The 19,479-nt window shown below is 42.4% G+C and carries 16 protein-coding genes and 1 tRNA gene; all 17 read right to left on the bottom strand.

Annotated elements, in window-relative coordinates; all coding sequences use genetic code 11:
* Positions 1-86 precede the first annotated feature (86 nt).
* The 17 genes from smc to lepA all read right to left on the bottom strand — a co-directional run bounded on the left by smc (position 87) and on the right by lepA (position 19,430).
* Positions 87-3,626 (bottom strand): chromosome segregation protein SMC, encoded by a 3,540-nt coding sequence (smc, locus tag A6J84_RS02630; RefSeq protein ID WP_095725977.1) that lies wholly within the window; start codon positions 3,624-3,626, stop codon positions 87-89.
* Positions 3,617-4,315 carry a ribonuclease III gene (gene rnc / locus A6J84_RS02625; protein ID WP_095725976.1) on the bottom strand — a complete coding sequence of 233 codons (699 nt, stop codon included), beginning with the start codon at positions 4,313-4,315 and terminating at the stop codon, positions 3,617-3,619. The genes smc and rnc overlap by 10 nt, the downstream gene beginning before the upstream one ends.
* Positions 4,316-4,498: 183 nt before the next feature.
* Positions 4,499-4,570, bottom strand: a tRNA-Arg gene (locus A6J84_RS02620).
* Between the two features lie 67 nt (positions 4,571-4,637).
* Complete coding sequence (locus A6J84_RS02615; RefSeq protein ID WP_095725975.1) at positions 4,638-5,624, bottom strand: GMP reductase; 987 nt, start codon at positions 5,622-5,624, stop codon at positions 4,638-4,640.
* 197 nt (positions 5,625-5,821) lie between these two features.
* The gene (locus A6J84_RS02610; RefSeq protein WP_000160505.1) at positions 5,822-6,601 is read right to left on the bottom strand and encodes an L-threonylcarbamoyladenylate synthase; all 780 of its coding nucleotides are present in this window, start codon (positions 6,599-6,601) and stop codon (positions 5,822-5,824) included.
* A 28-nt stretch (positions 6,602-6,629) separates the two neighbouring features.
* Complete coding sequence (gene leuD / locus A6J84_RS02605) at positions 6,630-7,223, bottom strand: 3-isopropylmalate dehydratase small subunit (protein WP_000410640.1); 594 nt, start codon at positions 7,221-7,223, stop codon at positions 6,630-6,632.
* 9 nt (positions 7,224-7,232) lie between these two features.
* A complete protein-coding gene (gene leuC, locus A6J84_RS02600; protein WP_000907583.1) occupies positions 7,233-8,615 on the bottom strand; it encodes a 3-isopropylmalate dehydratase large subunit in 1,383 nt (460 codons plus the stop codon).
* A gap of 3 nt (positions 8,616-8,618) precedes the next feature.
* Positions 8,619-8,888 (bottom strand): DUF1294 domain-containing protein, encoded by a 270-nt coding sequence (locus A6J84_RS02595; RefSeq protein WP_095725974.1) that lies wholly within the window; start codon positions 8,886-8,888, stop codon positions 8,619-8,621.
* The gene (gene leuB / locus A6J84_RS02590) at positions 8,885-9,922 is read right to left on the bottom strand and encodes a 3-isopropylmalate dehydrogenase (protein ID WP_095725973.1); all 1,038 of its coding nucleotides are present in this window, start codon (positions 9,920-9,922) and stop codon (positions 8,885-8,887) included. The genes A6J84_RS02595 and leuB overlap by 4 nt, the downstream gene beginning before the upstream one ends.
* Positions 9,923-9,933: 11 nt before the next feature.
* Positions 9,934-11,496, bottom strand: coding sequence for a 2-isopropylmalate synthase (locus tag A6J84_RS02585; protein WP_095725972.1), 1,563 nt, complete (start codon positions 11,494-11,496; stop codon positions 9,934-9,936).
* A 314-nt stretch (positions 11,497-11,810) separates the two neighbouring features.
* The gene (locus A6J84_RS02580; protein ID WP_000461558.1) at positions 11,811-12,467 is read right to left on the bottom strand and encodes an MmcQ/YjbR family DNA-binding protein; all 657 of its coding nucleotides are present in this window, start codon (positions 12,465-12,467) and stop codon (positions 11,811-11,813) included.
* A 43-nt stretch (positions 12,468-12,510) separates the two neighbouring features.
* Positions 12,511-13,143 (bottom strand): copper homeostasis protein CutC, encoded by a 633-nt coding sequence (locus A6J84_RS02575; RefSeq protein WP_000638805.1) that lies wholly within the window; start codon positions 13,141-13,143, stop codon positions 12,511-12,513.
* A gap of 92 nt (positions 13,144-13,235) precedes the next feature.
* Complete coding sequence (locus A6J84_RS02570; protein WP_001220359.1) at positions 13,236-13,595, bottom strand: YbaN family protein; 360 nt, start codon at positions 13,593-13,595, stop codon at positions 13,236-13,238.
* A 106-nt stretch (positions 13,596-13,701) separates the two neighbouring features.
* Complete coding sequence (topA, locus tag A6J84_RS02565; protein WP_095725971.1) at positions 13,702-15,789, bottom strand: type I DNA topoisomerase; 2,088 nt, start codon at positions 15,787-15,789, stop codon at positions 13,702-13,704.
* Positions 15,790-15,906: 117 nt separating this feature from the next.
* Positions 15,907-16,755, bottom strand: a complete 849-nt coding sequence (gene dprA, locus A6J84_RS02560) for a DNA-processing protein DprA (protein WP_084859836.1) — start codon at positions 16,753-16,755, stop codon at positions 15,907-15,909.
* Between the two features lie 83 nt (positions 16,756-16,838).
* Positions 16,839-17,462, bottom strand: coding sequence for a hypothetical protein (locus tag A6J84_RS02555; protein ID WP_084859835.1), 624 nt, complete (start codon positions 17,460-17,462; stop codon positions 16,839-16,841).
* 144 nt (positions 17,463-17,606) lie between these two features.
* Entirely contained in the window at positions 17,607-19,430 is a 1,824-nt protein-coding gene (gene lepA, locus A6J84_RS02550) for a translation elongation factor 4 (RefSeq protein WP_001047156.1), read from the bottom strand.
* Positions 19,431-19,479: the final 49 nt, after the last annotated feature.

Genomic DNA, 19,479 nt, shown 5'->3' with positions numbered 1-19,479 from the left:
TTTTGCGCCTGAACTGACCTTGATAGACAATTCAAGCTATGAGTTTTAAAAAATAGCACCTCCTAAGAGATGCTATCATTTAATAACTAGTCTATTGTTTCTTCTAAATCTTTTAATTTAACCGAAACAATCTTAGAAACACCTGATTCTTGCATGGTAACTCCATAGATAGAGTCCGCCGCCGCCATCGTCCCCTTACGGTGGGTTACGACGATAAACTGACTATCCTTGTCAAAGCGGTTGAGATAGTCCCCAAAGCGTTTAACATTGGCTTCATCCAGCGCCGCCTCTACCTCGTCCAAGATGACGAAAGGAATTGTCTTAACTCGTATAATTGAGAAGAGAAGAGCCAGAGCTGATAGGGCTTTTTCACCACCACTCATGAGGTTGAGAGATTGGATTTTCTTACCTGGAGGTTGAACAGAAATCTCCACACCAGCTGTTAAAAGATCGCCCTCAGTTAATATCAAGTCTGCCTGACCCCCACCAAACATCTGTCTAAAGGTCACTTTAAAGGACTCACGAATCGCCTCAAAGGTTGATTTAAAGCGTTCCTTAACCTCATCATTCATCTCTGTGATGGTCTCAAGGAGCAGGTTTTTCGCAGACAAAATATCATCTCGTTGGCTATTTAGGAAATTCAAACGATTGTGGACTTCTTCGTACTGTTCAATAGCATCCAAGTTGACAGGACCCAGCGAGCGAATAGCCTTCTCAAGATCTTTAACTTCTTGCTCTGCCAGATTGAGATTTTCCAACTCACGTGCTTTTTCTAGAGCCTCAGTGTAGCTGATCTGGTACTGGTCTGTTAATTGAGCTTGTAGATAGCGCAAGCGTTCGCTGACCTTTTCTTTCTTGGCTTCAGCACGTGTTTGTTTGCGAATCCACTCTTCATTTTGATGACGAGCTTGATCCAAATGGCTAGCAATATCATCCACCTGACCTTCGATATCATCCAACTCAAACTGCTTGCGAATCAAACCTTGTTGGAGGTTTGTTTTCTGAGTTTTGGCCTCTTCCACCTGCTGACTTAACAAATCCGTATCAACCTTCTCAAGATTATCAACCTTTTCTTGGAGGAGACGCTGAATCTCCTCTTGCTCGATATCCAGATTATCCAGTTCCTTGCCTAAGCGTTCAATATCAGTCGCTTCGTACCGCTTTTGTCCTTGCAGTTCTGACTTAAGCAAGCGTGCTTGAGAAATCTGTTCCTGCAAGTTTTGATAGCGTTCTTGAATAGCGTTTTTGTTAGACTTAATCTCTTCAATCTCAGCTTCCAGATTTTGCTTTTCACTGGCGATAGTAGCAAGGCGCTCTTGGCATTTTTCCTTATCCGCTTGCCAATCTCCTTCAGTAAGGCGATTTAATTCCTCTTCTTGAAGTTTCCAAAGAGTTTCTAACTCTTCCACTTGCTGATTGGTTTGTTGATAAGCAAGATACAAACCTTGCTCCTGAATACGAGCTTGCTCACCTTGAGATTTGATAGCTTCTAATCTTTCTGCCAATACCGCCATCTCATCTTGCAAGGTCTTCAAACTCGCTTCTTCTGACCGCAAGTCAGCTTCTTCTTCAGCAATTTCTTTTTGTAATTGTTCCAGCTCTGGCTTGATGAAAATACTATTGTTTTGACGATTGGCACCACCCGCGTAGGAACCACCTGTACGCAACTCTGTCCCATCCAGTGTCACCATGCGAACCTGATAACGAACTTGACGAGCAGCTGCACGCGCATGTTCTACAGTATCAAAGATAGCCGTGGTAGCTAGCAAATTCTTGAAAATGGCTTCTAGTCTCTTATCAAACGACACCAACTCATCTGCCATTCCCAGAAATCCTGGACTTGCTGCGATAGCATCTTGATTCTGACTAGAAATGGTACGAGCCTTGATCGTCGTCAATGGAAGAAAGGTTGCACGACCAGCTCTGTTACGTTTTAGGAAATCAATCGCCTTGGTTGCCGCGTTTTCATCTTCTACGATGATATGCTGACTGCTAGCTCCAAGCGCAATCTCTAGGGCAGTTTGATAATGCACATCAAAGGTCAAATGTTCACTGACTGCACCAATGATCCCACCAAGACGGGCTTTTTCTTGAAGAACACTCTTAACACCCGCATAAAAATTACTATGATTTCTTAGGATGTTTTCTAAACTCTGGGCTCTAGCCTGCTTGTTTTTGAGACTGTCTAGACGATCAAAGAGTTGGCTCTGCTGGGCTTGGTAAGAAACTTTCTGCTCCTCTTGTTCCTTGGAACTAGCTTGGTAGTCTGCCAATAATTTCTGAACCTGCTCCTTAGCAGTTTCAAGCTCAGTCTTTTGCTGACTTGCTTTCTCTTTAGCTGTAGCCAATTGTTCTTTCAGTTTCTCAAGTTGATCTGCTTGTTTTTGAGAGAGTTGACGGCTGTTCTCTAGTTCATTCTCGATGCGGGTCAGTTGGTTTGAGACATCCGCTTCTTCTTGTAAAAGCGCCACAAAACGTTCACGCAAGAGCTCGATCATTTGGTCAGGATCATCTGAAAATGCCAACAACTCTGCTTCTAGGCGATTGAGTTCCTTGTTGTTTTCAGCTAGACTTTTCTCTAACTGTTCCAAGTTCGCTTCTTTTTCAGCCTTTTCCTTACTTAAAACCTTTCTCTTATCTTCCAAAGTCGCCAAACGCGTTTGTGCCTCTTGTTGATTGAGGGCTACTTGCTCAGATTCCAGTTTAGACAGGGCTAGTTTTCGCTCTAAGTCACTGATCAAACTAGTCAAATCCATCAAACTTCCTTGATCCTTGGCCATTTCAGCTTGGAGATCCTGACGTTTCTTTTTAAGGCTTTGATTTTCCTCTTCTAACTCTTCACGCTTTTGGTAATAGCTAGTCAAAAGTTCCTGAACCTGCGTTAGCTCTTCTTCTGTTAACTCTAGTTCAGTCTTGTTTTCCTTGATTTGGGCAGCCAGTACATCCAAGTAAATCGCCTTACGTTGACCATCCAAGTCTAGAAACTTACGAGCATTCTCGGCTTGTTTTGCAAGGGGCTTGATTTGATTGTCCAACTCGTAGATAATGTCTTCTAAGCGGTCGAGATTGTCTTGAGTTTGTTGCAGTTTGCTTTCTGTTTCTTTTCGACGAGTCTTGTATTTTAAAACTCCAGCAGCTTCTTCAAAAATAGCACGGCGTTCCTCTGACTTGGAATTAAAAATCTCCTCAACCTTCCCTTGGGAAATGATGGAAAAGGAATCCCGCCCCAAACCTGTATCCAAGAAGAGGTCATGAATATCACGCAAGCGAACTTTCTTGCCATCAATTCGATACTCGCTATCTCCACTACGGTAAATATGACGCTCTACCTTAATGACTTGCCCCGCATCCTTGATAAAGCCATCTTCATTGTCCAAAGTCACGACAACAGAGGCATAATTGAGTGGTTTGCGGCTTTCAGTTCCAGCAAAGATAACGTCGGGCATCTTGCCTCCACGAAGGCTCTTGACACTAGACTCACCCAAGGCCCATCGCAGACTTTCTGTGATATTTGACTTCCCAGAACCATTTGGCCCAACGACAGCTGTCACACCTTGGTCAAAAACGACCTTGGTCTTGTCAGCAAAGGACTTGAATCCCTGAATCTCAATCTCCTTTAAATACATGAATCCAGCCCTTTCTCAACTGCATTTTTGGCGGCCTCTTGTTCTGCCAATTTTTTAGAACGGCCTTGACCTTTTCCGATACTCTTGCCCTCAACAAGAACTTCTACATCAAAAACCTTATCATGAGCAGGCCCTGTCTCAGAGATAACCTGGTAGCGAATATCTACATCTCCATTGACCTGGAGCAACTCTTGCAGATGTGTCTTGTAATCCTTAATCATTTCAAAGTCACCTGCTTCAACCTTGGGAATCATGACCTGATAGATAAACTCTTTTACTCTAGCAACATCCTTGTCTAAAAGCAAAGCACCCAGAAAGGCTTCAAAAGCATCTCCAAGAATAGTGTCACGATTGCGCCCACCAGACTTTTCTTCCCCTTTTCCTAGCTTGATAAACTGATCAAACTGGCAATCACGCGCAAAACCAGCCAAACTCTCCTCACGGACAATCATAGCACGGAGTTTAGACAAATCTCCCTCTGGTTTCTTAGGATATTTTTTATAAAGATATTCTGAAATCAATAATTGCAGAACAGCGTCTCCTAAAAATTCCAAGCGCTCATTGTGTGAAATTTTTAAGAGGCGGTGCTCATTGGCATAACTCGTATGAGTAAAGGCCGTTTCCAGTAAGTTTTTGTCTGCAAATTCGATTGCAAAACGCTTCTTTAGTACAGTTTGTAATTCTTTCATACCAACCTCTTTCTAACTGATAACAGTCTCTTTTATTATAACAAAAAAAGCCCCCTGAGTCACTTTAAAACGGGAGTGAAGGGGATTTGAACATTTTTTAGAACAAACTTTTTATTTTTAGGGGAAAACTTGGGGCGTGATAAAGAAAAAAGCCTTATGTAAGGCTTTCTTAGACTTTTTACATCCACCCTGAGGGAATCGAACCCCCATCTCAAGAACCGGAATCTTACGTGATATCCATTACACTAAGGGTGGAAACTTGTCTTATTATAACAGAAATTTGCTCTAATAACAAGTTTTTTATGGGTGGACTAAGCGTCCATTAGTGGGATGCATCCCCGTTCCAGATAGAGTTTTTCACGATCACATAATCAACGTGTTTGAGGTCCGCAACCTTGCGTCCACCTGCGTAGGAAATAGCACTTTGCAAGTCCTGCTCCATCTCAGTAAGGGTGTCTTGCAAATGCCCTTTAGCAGGCAGTAAGATGCGCTTACCTTCCACATTTTTATAGGCTCCTTTTTGATATTGAGAAGCTGAACCATAGTATTCTTTGAACTGTTCGCCATCGACTTCAATCGTCTTTCCTGGGCTTTCGATATGTCCTGCAAAAAGGGAACCAATCATGACCATGCTGGCACCGAAACGGATAGACTTGGCAATATCACCATGAGTACGAATCCCACCATCAGCGATGATCGGTTTACGCGCAGCCTTGGCACACCAACGTAGGGCAGCCAACTGCCAGCCACCTGTACCAAAACCTGTCTTGACCTTGGTAATACAAACCTTACCAGGACCGATTCCGACCTTGGTAGCATCCGCACCAGCATTTTCCAGTTCACGCACAGCTTCTGGTGTCCCCACATTGCCAGCAATGACAAAAGTATCTGGCAATTCTTTCTTGATGTGTTGAATCATAGAAATCACGCTATCCGCATGACCGTGAGCAATGTCAATCGTAATATATTCCGGAGCATCAGCCTTGAGTTGGCTAACGAAATCATACTCGTAATCCTTGACACCGACTGAAATGGAAGCAATGAGCCCTTGATCGTGCATGCGCTTGATAAAAGGAATGCGCCCCGCTTCATAAAAACGGTGCATAATGTAGAAGTATCCGCCTTTAGCCAATTGCTCTGCAACATCCTCATCCAAAATCGTCTGCATATTGGCTGGTACAACAGGTAGTTTGAAAGTGTGATTTCCAAGTGTGACACTCGTATCTGCTTCTGCACGGCTTTTAATCACACATTTGTTTGGGATCAACTGAATATCTTCGTAATCAAAAATTGGAAATTCATTTAACATATCGATGTCTCGTTTCTTTTGAAATGACCTACCTATGCTTGCGCATCTCTACGCCTTTTCCGACGTTTCCTTGACTTATTATAAACCAAAGTACAGCTTTTGTCAAATAATTTCAATTATGAAACAAGAATGTTCGGTTTTTACTTAAAAAAGGGGAGTGAAAGAGGAGAGAATCTAATCTCTCCTCTTCTTCAATCTTAGTAATACTCACCCTGACGGTAGTCCCATGAGTTAAAGGTATCTGATAAATGCATCATGATTTTATCAATGTCAAGCCCTTTGCGGATCACAACTGGCGCTGGTGAAGTTGAACGTGCTCCTCCTTGTTCTGGGATTAGTTTGCCGTCTTTATCAACCATAGACACCATCACACCTTGCTCGTAGCGCGTTTCAATCGTTTTGTCAGGTTGGATTGATGCAACGTAGTCGTCTGCTTCGATGACAAGGTCCACTGCTCCTTCGATACGTTCTCCGATCCCTTCCACCTTACCACGGTTTCCTTTTCCAGATGGGTTTGCAGATGAGGCATAGACCATTTTACCTTCTTCCCAAAGTTTAGCAGCCAACTGTTCACCAGCTTTACCAAACTTGATGACAAAACAGCTAGTACCACGAACGTCTGTCATAAGTTCTTCTCGGCCATCACCGTATGCTTTGAGTTTTTCAAAAGCTTCTGGTTTCCAAGGAAGGATACAGCCAAGGAGAATATCTTCGTCCCAATGTTTTTGATAGAAGGCTTCAATTTCTGGATTGAGTTGTGCTAAAGCGCGAAGCTCGTCCATGCTACCACAAAGTACAACACCTGGCTTGTTACGGTTACGTTCTTTAGCTTCAAACTTGCGTTCAAGTCCTGCCTTATCGCTAGTCATGATAATGTAACCAACTTTTGTAGGGCATACAATGCACCCTCCCTCACCTTTTAAAATGTCATAGCCTTCTTGTGAAAGTGTTCCGTTCCATTGAATGTGTTTTGTCATAGTTCTATAGTTCCTTTTCTATTTTTTTCTAATCCTGCCAGTAGGCTGGGCGTTGTTTTTCATAGGCAGCAATCAAATCTTCATACTGCAAAGTAATACCGATATCATCCAAACCATTTAAAAGCTTGTGTTTCCACTCACTATCAATTTCGAAAGTGAATTCTCCAACTGGTGAGATGATTTTTTGTTGTTCCAAGTCTACAGTTACCTGGTCGGTCGGTTTGAGTTGGGCTAGCTTTTCTCTAACCTCCCTAGGCTGAACAATAGGCAACATGCCATTATTGAGTTCATTATTGTAATGAATGTCACCGAAAGAGCCTGCAATCACGACCTTAAAACCATAGTCGGCTAGAGCCCAAGCTGCGTGTTCTCTCGAAGAACCTGCGCCAAAGTTATCCCCTGAGATAAGAATACTAGCTTTTCGATATTCAGGTCGGTTAAAGACAAAGTCTGGATCCTCAGTGTAGTTATCGTCCAGATAACGCCAAGCATACATGAGGTACTTACCAAAGCCTTTTTTATCAATTAACTTGAGAAACTGCTTGGGAAGGATTTGGTCGGTATCAATGTTATCATTCATAAGAGGAACGGTTGTTCCCGTATAAACTGTAAATTTCTCCATATCCTCTCCTTACTGGGCTTCTGGCATCTGCCGAACATCTACGAAACGCCCTGCAATAGCTGCCGCCGCTGCCATGGCTGGACTGCAGAGATGGGTCTTAGCACCAAATCCCTGTCTGTCTTCAAAGTTGCGGTTACTGGTTGAAGCACAGTGGACACCATCGGGTACCTTGTCTGGATTCATCCCTAGACACATGGAGCAACCCGGGTCTCTCCACTCAAAACCAGCATCTAGGAAGACCTTGTCCAAGCCCAACTTCTCAGCAGCTCGTTTGACAGGACGAGAGCCTGGAACTACAATTGCTGTTAGATTGGGAGCTATTTTCTTTCCTTTGACAAATCGAGCAGCCAGTTGCAAGTCACTTAGCCGAGCATTGGTACAAGACCCGATAAAAATATATCCTAGTTCAATATCTGCCGGCTTTTGACCAGGCTCCAAGTTCATGTAATGATAAGCTCGTTCATCATTCATATCCTTAATTTCTGGAAAACTACTGTCAAAGTCAACGCCCATAGCAGGATTGGTTCCCCAGGTCACCATAGGTGCCAAGTCAGAGACATCCATCTGGATAACCTTATCATAAACAGCATCACTATCACTGACAAGCGTCTTCCAGTCAGCAACTGCCTCTTCGAAAGCTTCTGGAACACATTCCCGTCCCTTGAGATAATCATAGGTAGACTGATCTGGATTCATGATGCCCATCTTAGAGCCAAACTCGATGGACATATTGCAGATGGTCATTCTCTCTTCCATGGTCAGTGCATCAATTGCTTGCCCACGATATTCCACCACATATCCTACACCACAAGCAACGCCGTACTTGGCAATCAAGGCGAGAATGTAATCCTTAGAATAAACTCCTTTTTGAGGAACACCAGTGAATTCTACCAACATTTTCTTGGGTTTGACTTGCCAGAGGGTCTGGGTAGCGAAGACATGCTCGACTTCACTGGTCCCAATCCCAAAGGCGATGGCTCCGAAAGCTCCGTGAGTAGCCGTATGGCTGTCTCCACAGACGATGAATTTTCCTGGTTGCGTCCGTCCTGTTTCTGGACCTACCATGTGAACAATCCCCTGCTTTTCAGAACCGTGGGCCGCATGTTCAATCCCAAACTCCTCAACATTTTCAGCAAGCTTATCAATTTGAGCCTTAGAAATCACATCTCGAATATCGTAAATATTGACGGTCGGAACATTATGATCAAAAGTTCCAAATGTCAAGTCTGGCCGTCTCAATCTGCGACTTGCATCTCGTAATCCTTGAAAAGCTTGGGGACTAGTCACTTCATGAATATAGTGCTGGTCCACATACATGAGTTGGGGCTGCCCCTCTTCTCCTGTGATGACATGGCGGTCCCATAATTTATCAAAAATTGATTTTCCTGCCATCCATTACCTCCAAATAAAATATAAGACTACTAGTGTGGTTACCATCCCGAGAAACCAAACCGTTTTAAAGTACCATTTTCTAGTCTTGTGGTGAAATCTGATTCCTGCCAACCAGGCACCAAAACCACCACAAGTAAGGGCTAAAAGGAGTAAGATTTTCTCTGGGATGCGCCAAGCACCTCGTCTTGCCTTGGATTTGTCAATGCCATAAATCAAGAAAACCAGCAAATTCCAAATCAAGAGGGCAAGCGTTATTCCTTCATTTATCTTCATAATCTTTCAATAATAGCTTCCGTCATTTCCTTGGTCGAAGCCTGACCTCCTATATCTCTTGTTAAAATGCCTGCTGCCAAACTGGCTTCCACTGCATGCTCGATACGCTCCGCATCCTCATATCGTCCAAAACTATCTCGCAACATCATAGCAACTGATAAAATCATAGAAATAGGGTTGGCGATTCCTAGGCCTGCGATATCAGGCGCTGAACCATGAATGGGTTCATAGAGGCTTGGCCCATTATCAGAGTGACTGGCTGATGGCATAACCCCAAGTGTACCAGATAGAACACTTGACTCATCCGAGAGGATATCTCCGAAAAGATTCTCTGTCACGATAACATCAAACTTGGCTGGATTGGTAATCATGAGCATGGCAACTGAGTCGACTAGCTGGTGCTCCAAGGTTACATCGGGATAATCTTTTGCGACTTCCTCAGCCACTCTTCGCCAAAGTTTTGATGTTGCCAAAACATTTTGCTTATCAATACTGGTAAGGATTTTTCTCCGACTTCTTGCGATTTCAAAAGCCTTACGAATAATCCGCTCCACTTCCTCATAGCTATAGTCATTGATATCACGCGCTTTTCGCTCTTCAAGGATATGATCACCAAAGTAAATCCCACCTGTCAACTCACGTACTACAACAAAGTCAACACCAGCAATTCGTTCTGGTTTGAGAGGCGATAAGTGCTTAAGACTATCAAAAATTTTAACCGGACGAATATTGGCATAAAGATTAAGTTCCTTGCGGAGTGCCAAAAGCCCTTGTTCGGGTCGAACTGTAGCATTATCATACTGAGGACTACCTATTGCAGCAAGGAGGATAGCGTCTGCTTCTCTACATGCCTTGAGGGTTTCATCAGGAAAGGGATGCCCCGTAGCATCAATTCCTGCACCGCCAAAAGGTTGTCTGACTATCTCAAAGTCAAAGTCTGTTTTTTTGGCTATAGCTGCTAGAACCTCTAAACCAGCTTCCATGATTTCTGGTCCAATCCCATCACCTGCTAGGGCAACAATTTTTTTTGTCATAGCTTACTCCTTTAAAGACTAGGCATGTCGCGATAGGAAACATTTGGACCTATCTCTCCAGTATTCTCTTTTTGAACAAAGGTATTGGCATTGATATAGGCAATAGCCGAAGCCTTCAATACATCGAAATCAAGACCTGCTGCGTTAAATATGGTTTCTGTATCTCTGTTTTCAACAGTAACCAAGACACGAGCTTGGGCATCGATACCATCTGTTACCGCATCAATAGTATAGGACACCAAGCGGACAGATTGGTTAAAGAACTTATCGATAGCGTTAAATATTGCTTCAACGGAACCTTGACCTGTTGCATTGAATTCGACTTTCTCACCATCCATATTTGCTAGGCTAACAAGCGCTTCAATGTCATTATCTGCATGGGTTTGAAGTTGTAAATCATCAAAGTGGAAGCCTTCTGGGTTTTCAACCATGGTGCCAGCGACCAGAGCTCGAATATCTGCATCTGTGATTTCTTGTTTCTTGTCCGCTAGTGCCTTGAACTTAGCAAAGAGTGGTTTGATATCCTCTTCTGTAAAATCTAGGGCCAGTTCTCTTAGTTTTTCAACAAAGGCATGGCGACCTGACAATTTTCCAAGCGGAAGACTATTACTCTTAACACCAACCAATTCAGGTGTGATGATCTCATAAGTGAGAGGATTTTTAAGGACTCCATCTTGGTGAATACCAGACTCGTGGGAGAAGGCATTACCACCAACCACAGCCTTGTTTTTAGGAACTGGAATACCAGAGAAGCGAGAAACCATTTCAGACGTATTCATTGTTTCATCCAAAACAATATCACTAGTGGCTTGGAAGAAATCCTCACGAATCTTCAAAGCAACAGCTACTTCTTCAAGAGCAACATTACCTGCGCGTTCACCGATACCATTAATAGTTCCCTGGACACGTCCAGCACCGTGTTTAATTGCTGTCAAAGTATTTGCAGTTGCCATACCGAGATCATCGTGACAGTGGACACCAAAGACAACTTTATGATCTGATTTAATATTTTCAGTCAAGTGGTCAAAGATACGTGCAAACTCTTCTGGAGTCGTAAAGCCAACTGTGTCAGGGATATTGATATAAGATGCACCTGCATCGACCGCTGTTTGAACGACTTGCAAGAGGAAATCCAACTCTGTTCTAGTCGCATCTTCAGGAGAGAATTCGACGATTTCAAACTTAGAACGTGCGTAAGAAACATGTTCCTTGATAGCTTCTAAAATCTCTTCCTTGCTCTTATTGAGCTTATACTTGCGGTGAATCGGACTGGTAGCGATAAAGACATGAATTTGTGGATGCTTGGCATCCTTAAGAGCCTCATAACAAGCATCAATATCAGATTTTACAGAACGAGCTAATCCTGTCACTGCTGTTTTTTTCATGGCTTTAGCAATTTCTTGAACGGCTATAAATGAATCAGGACTAGCAGCCGGAAAACCAGCTTCAATTACAGAAATTCCCCATTTCTCCAGCTGCCTTGCAATGGAAACTTTTTCCTTTATTGAGAAGTTAACACCAGGTGTTTGTTCCCCATCACGAAGGCTTGTATCAAAAAATTCAACTTTACGCATAAGATTTCCCCTTTTCCAAATGTGGTTTTAAAAAAACATCTCGCTTAGAAGCCCAAGCGAGATGTTGATTTACTCCCGCTTGGTAAGCCAAACAGGACTAATGCTTTTGCACTAGCCCGAGTACCTCAACAACAAAGCAAATTGATTAAACTTAGCTGTTTTCATGTTTGACTTTTTCCTTCGTTTGATATCTTGTTTAGTATTTTAGCATAGCGAAAAACACTTGTCAAGAAAAAATCCATTATTTTCTGAAAATTTCTTCAGTAAAGAATATTTTGCTAATTGAAAGTATTTGAAAACTCAACTAACTTTCCTTATTTTTTCACAGTCAAATTCCAACTTCTTTCGATGAGTTCTATCACTTCTTCATCTTGCAAACTATCATCAAGCGCCAGACTAAGCCAGTAGCGTTTGTTCATATGAAAGGCTGGATAAATGCCTTTTTTTGAAAGCAAATTAGATACTTGGTCGTGTTTGAGGTTGACTGCTTCGACTAGTCCTTCTCTGCCCTTTTCCAGCTTATCCCATGGGATTCTCATCACAACAGCATACCACTTTTGATTGTCTTCATGGCGCAATACAGCTGTATCAGGCGACTTTTCCCACAGATACTCCAACTGATTACCATATTTCTCCTGAACTTGAGCCATGATACGCTTAGTCTGAGGACAGATAAAATCCTGCACATCAAAGCAAGCCTTCCGAATCTGGTAGAGAATCTCCAAACAAGCCTCACGGACACTTGCAACAAAGCTTCCTGTCATACTTTCCATATGTACTTGAGGATAGAGGTCACCCGTTTCCTGATCAAAAACCTGAAAACTCACATTATCAGGAGTGATAGAGACTGTCATGGAAAAGTCACCTTGCAAAATCTGGCAACTATAGGTCCAAACTTCCCCCATTTCTACAAAACCATAGGCATGAGCTTTTTCTTTATTAAACTGGTAGGATTTAAAAATTTCAAACATAAGTGAAAACTGCTACCAAAAGCTAGCAGTTCCTTTCTATTTTTTAAAAGACAACCTTAGTTCCATGCAATTGTGTCACGCCCAACTGGTCAATAAAGGTTTGACGGTTGTCCAAGTCAATCCCCCCACCTGGTAGAATTTCAATTTTACCTTTAGCATGTTCCAAAATTCTGTGATAATGAGCGAAACGTTTCTCTAGCGAGTCTCCAGACACACCAGCACGAGTTAGGATACGGGTGACACCAGCTTGGCTTAGCCAGTCAATGGCTTCCAACTGGTCTTCATCACTCAATTCATCAAAGGCCATGTGAAAGACAATTTCCATTCCTTTAGATGCGGCAATCAGCTTCTCAAGATTAGTCTTATCCAACTTCTTATCAGCAGTTAATGTCCCAAATACCACCCCTTGACTTCCAGCCTGAGCAGTCAAACGAATGTCTTCCAGCATGATCGCTATTTCAAGATCAGTATAGACAAAATCGCCACCACGGGGACGAATCATGGTCATGATGGTGGTGTCGTAGTTAGCTGCCAGTTCAACCGCCGCCTTGGTCACTCCATAGCTAGGTGTTGTTCCACCCACTGCTAGATTGTCACAAAGTTCGATTCGACGAGCTCCAGCCTGCATCGCTTTTTCAAGCAAGGTCACATTTTCAGCACAAAATTCGTAAATCATTTGATTCTCCTTGATGTTTTCTTTAAATTTATTATATCATATTATTTTAAATATGCTTTCATTTTTATCAAGGCAAATAACTACTATTTTTTCTATTCTTTGTCAGGAATGACTTTAAAGAGATAGTAGGTAATAAAGATAGTCAGGGCTCCCAGACCGATTTTGACTGGTAAAAGAGGGGCAAAATAAATAGAAATCCCCATCAAGATATAGATAGATACGATAATTTTTTTCTTTCGTTCACGCGCGATTGACTTGGTTTCCCGAAAGTCCGCTACATAAGTCTGATAAAGCTTTGTATGATAAAGCCAGTCTTCAAATCTCTTTGAAGACTTGGAAAAGCAAGCAATTGATAGCAAAAGGAAGGGCGTTGTTGGCAAGAGGGGCAAGACAACCCCAACAAGAGCCAAGGCTAAAGAAATAAAACCAATACTTAGGTAAATAATACGCATGTCTTCTCCTAATTGAAATAATCTTCTACTAGTTTCCCACAAAGTGAGGAAATTTGTCAAGCTTCAAGTAAAAAGAGCCTGAAATTCATTTTCAGGACTCTGCATTTTATTTAATTTTCTCTTCTTCGTAGTCGCCATTACTACATACAACCTGCTTACCACCACCACGGACTTTTTTCTCCACTAGGAAGTGTCCGCATTTTGGACAGTCACGGCCAATTGGTTTGTCCCAGGAAGTAAACTCACATTCTGGATAGCGATTGCAACCATAGAAGATACGATTGCGCTTGGTTTTGCGTTCAATGATTTGTCCTTGATGACAGCTTGGACACTCGACACCAATCTCCTTAACAATCGCTTGTGTATGACGGCAGTCTGGGAAGTTGCTACAAGCATAGAATTTACCAAAACGTCCTAGCTTAATTACCATTGGACTGCCACAAACTTCACAGTCAAATCCAGCTGGCTCATCCTTGATCTGGATTTTTTCCATTTCGGATTCAGCCTTGGCTACTTCTTTAGAGAATGGTTTGTAAAAGGCGTCAATGAGCCGTTGCCACTGCTCTTTACCAACTTCGACATCATCCAGTTTTCCTTCCATTTCAGCTGTGAAGGTCACATTTACGATATCTGGGAAATATTCAACAATGAGTTTATTAACAATTTCACCCAACTCTGTTGGTTCAAAACGTTTTGCTGCTAGACGAACGTAGTAACGTTTTTGGATGGTTTCAATGGTCGGAGCGTAAGTTGACGGACGTCCAACCCCATTTTCTTCCAAGGTCTTGATAAGAGTCGCTTCCGAATAGCGAGCAGGTGGTTGAGTGAAATGTTGTTCTGGCTTGCTATTGACCTGCTTGACCACATCTCCAACAGCCATATCTGGCAACATCTTGTTCTTGTCAGAGTCATTGTAGATAGCAAGATAACCATCAAACTTAACTTGGCTTCCATTCGCCGCGAATTGGACTCCATTTTGAGAGAGTTTGACAGCCATGGTATCAAAGATAGCTGCTGTCATCTGGCTAGCCACAAAACGGTTCCAGATAAGGGTATAGAGCTTAAGCTGGTCTTTGTCCAAGTACTTAGCGATGCTTTCAGGTGTGTTAAAGACACTAGATGGACGAATGGCTTCGTGGGCATCCTGAGCACCTGAGGCATTCTTGACCTTGCTACCATGCTTGGAATACTTGCTACCAAAACGGTCGTTAATGTAGCTTGCGGCTTCATTTTGAGCCAGAGGACTGATACGAGTCGAGTCTGTACGCATATAGGTAATCAAACCTTGCACACCTGATCCGATATTGATCCCTTCATAGAGCTGTTGGGCCACCATCATGGTCTTTCGAGTACGGAAATTAATTTTGTTAGCCGCATCCATCTGCATGGTTGAAGTAGTATAAGGTAGGGGCGCATTGCGTTTGCGTTCTTTCTTATCTACCTGGTCTACTATGAAATCTTTGCTAGTCAAATGGGACAAGACTTCTTTGACTTCTTCGTTGGTGGTCAATTTCATCTTTTTGCCATTCATACCATAGAAAGAAGCCTGAAATTGTTTGGTTCCCTTCTTAAAAACACCATCAATTGTCCAGTATTCTTCTGGTTGAAAGGCATTGATTTCATTTTCACGGTCAATGATGAGCTTAAGGGCAACTGACTGCACGCGTCCTGCTGATAAGCCCTTCTTGACCTTTTTCCACAAAATTGGCGAAATTGAATACCCCACCAAGCGGTCTAAGACACGACGAGCCTGTTGGGCATCGACCAAGTCCATGTCAATCTTGCGAGGCTCTTTAAAGGCATTTTTGACTGCGTCTTTGGTGATTTCATTAAAGACCACACGGTTGGCATCATTTTCATCCAAATCGAGAATATGAGCCAAATGCCAGGAAATCGCTTCTCCTTCACGGTCCGGGTCACTTGCAAGAAAGACTTTATTGGCCTTTTTAGCTTCTTTTTTCAAGTCATTAATGAGAGGGCCTTTCCCACGGATATTGATATACTGAGGTTCATAGTTATTTTCAATATCGACCGACATGCTGGATTTTTTCAAATCACGGATATGCCCGACACTGGCTAAAACTTTGTAATTTCTGCCTAGATATTTCTCAATCGTTTTCGCCTTGGCAGGCGACTCTACGATGACTAGATTTTTCTTAACTGTTGATTTTTTCTTCTTTGTTGCCGTAGCCACACTATCACACCTTTTCAAAGTAATAAACTTTATAAAGTGTAAACCATTTTTCTATAGCTGTCAAGACCTAAGTCCTATATATAGAAGAAAAGTTTATCTGAGGGAACAAATTTCTCCTTAAAATTCAAACTCAGCCAGCACATCTTGACCGCTACTAATCAGCTTTGCTCCCTCTTGAATCAGGTGGTGACAGCCATCTGAATGGCCATCTAAAATGTTTCCTGGAATAGCAAAAACATCGCGTCCTTCTTCCATAGCTCGCTCACAGGTAATAAGACTACCAGAACGCATCCTTGCCTCTGCAACGATCACACCACGGCAAAGGCCAGCAATGATGCGATTACGAGCTGGAAAGTGAAATTTCAAGGGTTCCTCACCAGGTCCGTACTCGCTAAGTACCAAATGGTGATTACCAATGTGTTCCTGCAAACGTTTATTGGCTCGGGGATAGAAAACATCCAATCCTGTTCCAATGACAGCAATTGTTCTTCCTCCATTCTGGAGTGCAGCCATATGGGCAGCTGTATCAATCCCTTTGGCTAAACCACTGACCACGATTAACTCGTTTTCTAAACCTTGGATAATTTTCTGGACTGACTTAGCTCCTTGGCTCGAACAAGAACGACTCCCCACAACAGCAACCTTGGGAAATTTCAATAAGTCCAGATTCCCTTTGTAAAACAAGAGCACTGGAGCATCATAAATCTCACTCAGATCCCAAGGATAACAGTCATCAAGAATAGAAAAGGATGGAAATTTCTGAAACTCCTTCTCCAACTGTGCATCATCTATCTGGAAATAGCGTTCCATAAAGACTGCAGGATTACGACACCCAGATATTTCTGCAATCTCACCTAGCAAGAGCTCCTGATCTACAGTCTCATCGTATTCAAGGACAGTTAAAATCTGTTGATTGGTCAAACCTGCTTTTCTTAATTTGTAAATATCATAGTTTGTAATCTTCATAAACATCTCCATTTCTTCTTTTCTACTCATCTATCTATTCGTAAAAAAAATAAAAAGAAGACCAAGAATCTTCTTTTTTTCTTTTATTCAGATTTAGTAGTTGACCAGCTACTTTCAACCATCGGTAAGATTGTTTTTAAAGTTTCCCCATCCCCTTCAAGTGAAACATAGCGGATTTTACCATCATTTGATCGGAAGACCCAAGTAACGAGGTATTTCCCTGATTTAGCAATTGCATTGACAACATAGGCTTCATAGCCTCCAATGGTCGATTTGGAGCCCCAAACCTTACTGAAATCAGAGCTTTGTTCTTTGGAAGTTAAAATACTAGATGAGACAGTCACAACATCCAGTTTAGCATATTCTTCTTCGCTGATATTGAACTGCTCAGCCTTAAAGGTATTCAGCGTAACAATGTTGATATCTGTTCCATCACAATACTGTATATCATTTCCACCTTCTACTTCATGGAATCGAACCCATGATTTGGGTACCTTGACAAATCCATATTCATTCGAACCGATGATTTGCGTCTCTTCCTTTTTCGCTTCAGAAACAGCAGAACTAGTGCTATTCGTTTCCTGACTTCTTGAAGAACTAACAACCGCAGTCGAACTTTCTTCGGTTGCTGTTTGCGATTTATTAGAGCATGAAGCTAGAAAAACACTAGCAGTAACTACAGTACCTAAAATTAATAATTTTTTCATCCTACCACCTTTCCATCTGCATTATAAGAAAAATAGGGACTTCTGTCAAATTCTAACCTGATCGATTCTGTTAGTTTACGATTTTATAGCTCACATTTAAAGCAAAAACTCTTGAAAAATCTTCAAGAGTTTTATTTTCTATTTCTATTCTTCATCCATGCTCAAGACGCTAAGGAAGGCTTCTTGTGGGACTTCTACTGATCCGATGGCCTTCATGCGTTTCTTACCAGCTTTTTGTTTTTCAAGGAGTTTGCGTTTACGAGAAACGTCACCACCATAACACTTGGCAAGTACGTTCTTACGAAGAGCCTTGATATCAGTACGAGCCACGATTTTGTGCCCAATAGCTGCTTGAATTGGTACCTCAAACTGTTGACGAGGGATGATTTTCTTGAGCTTATCCACGATGAGTTTCCCACGTTCGTAGGCAAAATCCTTGTGAACGATAAAGCTGAGGGCATCCACCTTGTCCCCATTGAGAAGGATATCCATTTTGACAAGTTTAGATGGGCGATACTCTGACAATTCGTAGTCAAAACTTGCATAACCACGCGTCGAAGACTTAAGCTTATCAAAGAAGTCAAAGACGATTTCAGCAAGTGGAATTTGATAGATAACATTGACACGATTATCATCAATATAATCCATGGTCACAAAGTCTCCACGTTTGCGCTGAGCCAGTTCCATCACCGCTCCGACAAACTCCTGCGGTACCATGATTTGCGCCTTGACATAAGGCTCTTCAATAGTCGCAATCTTGGTTGGGTCTGGAAATTCAGAGGGGTTAGACACATCCATAGACTCACCATCAGTCTGGTTAACCTTATAGATAACTGATGGAGCTGTCATGATGAGGTCAATGTTGAACTCGCGCTCTAAACGTTCTTGGATAACATCCATATGGAGAAGCCCAAGGAATCCACAACGGAAACCAAATCCAAGAGCCTGTGACGTTTCAGGTTCAAACTGCAAGCTGGCATCGTTGAGCTGCAATTTTTCAAGGGCTTCACGAAGGTCATTGTACTTATTTGACTCAATTGGATAGAGACCTGCAAAGACCATAGGATTCATCTGCTTGTAGCCGTCTAGTGGTTCTGCTGCAGGATTGCTTGCTAGGGTCACTGTATCACCCACACGGGTATCTTGAACCGTCTTGATAGAAGCCGCAATATAACCAACGTCACCAGTCGCAAGGAAATCACGACCAACTGCTTTCGGCGTGAAAATACCGACCTCCGTCACATCAAAGGTCTTGCCATTGCTCATGAGTTGAATCTTATCGCCAGGTTTGACCACTCCGTCCATAACACGCACTTGGAGGATGACCCCGCGATAAGCATCGTAAACGGAATCGAAAATCAAAGCTTTTAATGGAGCTGAAACATCACCAGTAGGAGCTGGCACTTTTTCAACGATCTGCTCAAGAATTTCTTCAATACCAATACCAGCTTTGGCTGAAGCTAAGACTGCTTCGCTGGCATCTAGTCCAATGACGTCCTCAATCTCTGTACGCACACGCTCTGGATCAGCTGCTGGTAGGTCAATCTTGTTAATGACGGGCAAGATTTCCAAATCATTGTCCAAGGCTAGATAAACGTTAGCAAGAGTTTGAGCCTCAATCCCTTGGGCCGCATCAACCACCAAAATCGCTCCTTCACAGGCCGCTAATGAACGCGACACTTCATAGGTAAAGTCCACGTGCCCAGGTGTGTCAATCAAGTGGAAAATATAGGTCTCACCATCTTTTGCAGTATAATTGAGCTCAATGGCATTGAGTTTAATGGTAATCCCACGTTCACGCTCAAGATCCATACTATCCAGAAGTTGGGCTTGCATTTCACGACTAGAAACCGTCTCCGTCTTTTCCAAAATGCGGTCTGCTAGGGTTGATTTCCCATGGTCAATATGGGCGATAATAGAGAAGTTCCGAATCTTCTCCTGTCGTTTTTTCAAATCTTCTAAGTTCATGATGCTCTTCCTTTCAGGGTATCTATTAATTATAAATTGTTTTTAACAT

Source organism: Streptococcus sp. FDAARGOS_256 (assembly GCF_002289235.2).
GTDB lineage: Bacteria > Bacillota > Bacilli > Lactobacillales > Streptococcaceae > Streptococcus.
The sequence above is the reverse complement of the archived record's forward strand: the minus strand, read 5'-3'. Positions and strand labels throughout refer to the sequence as shown.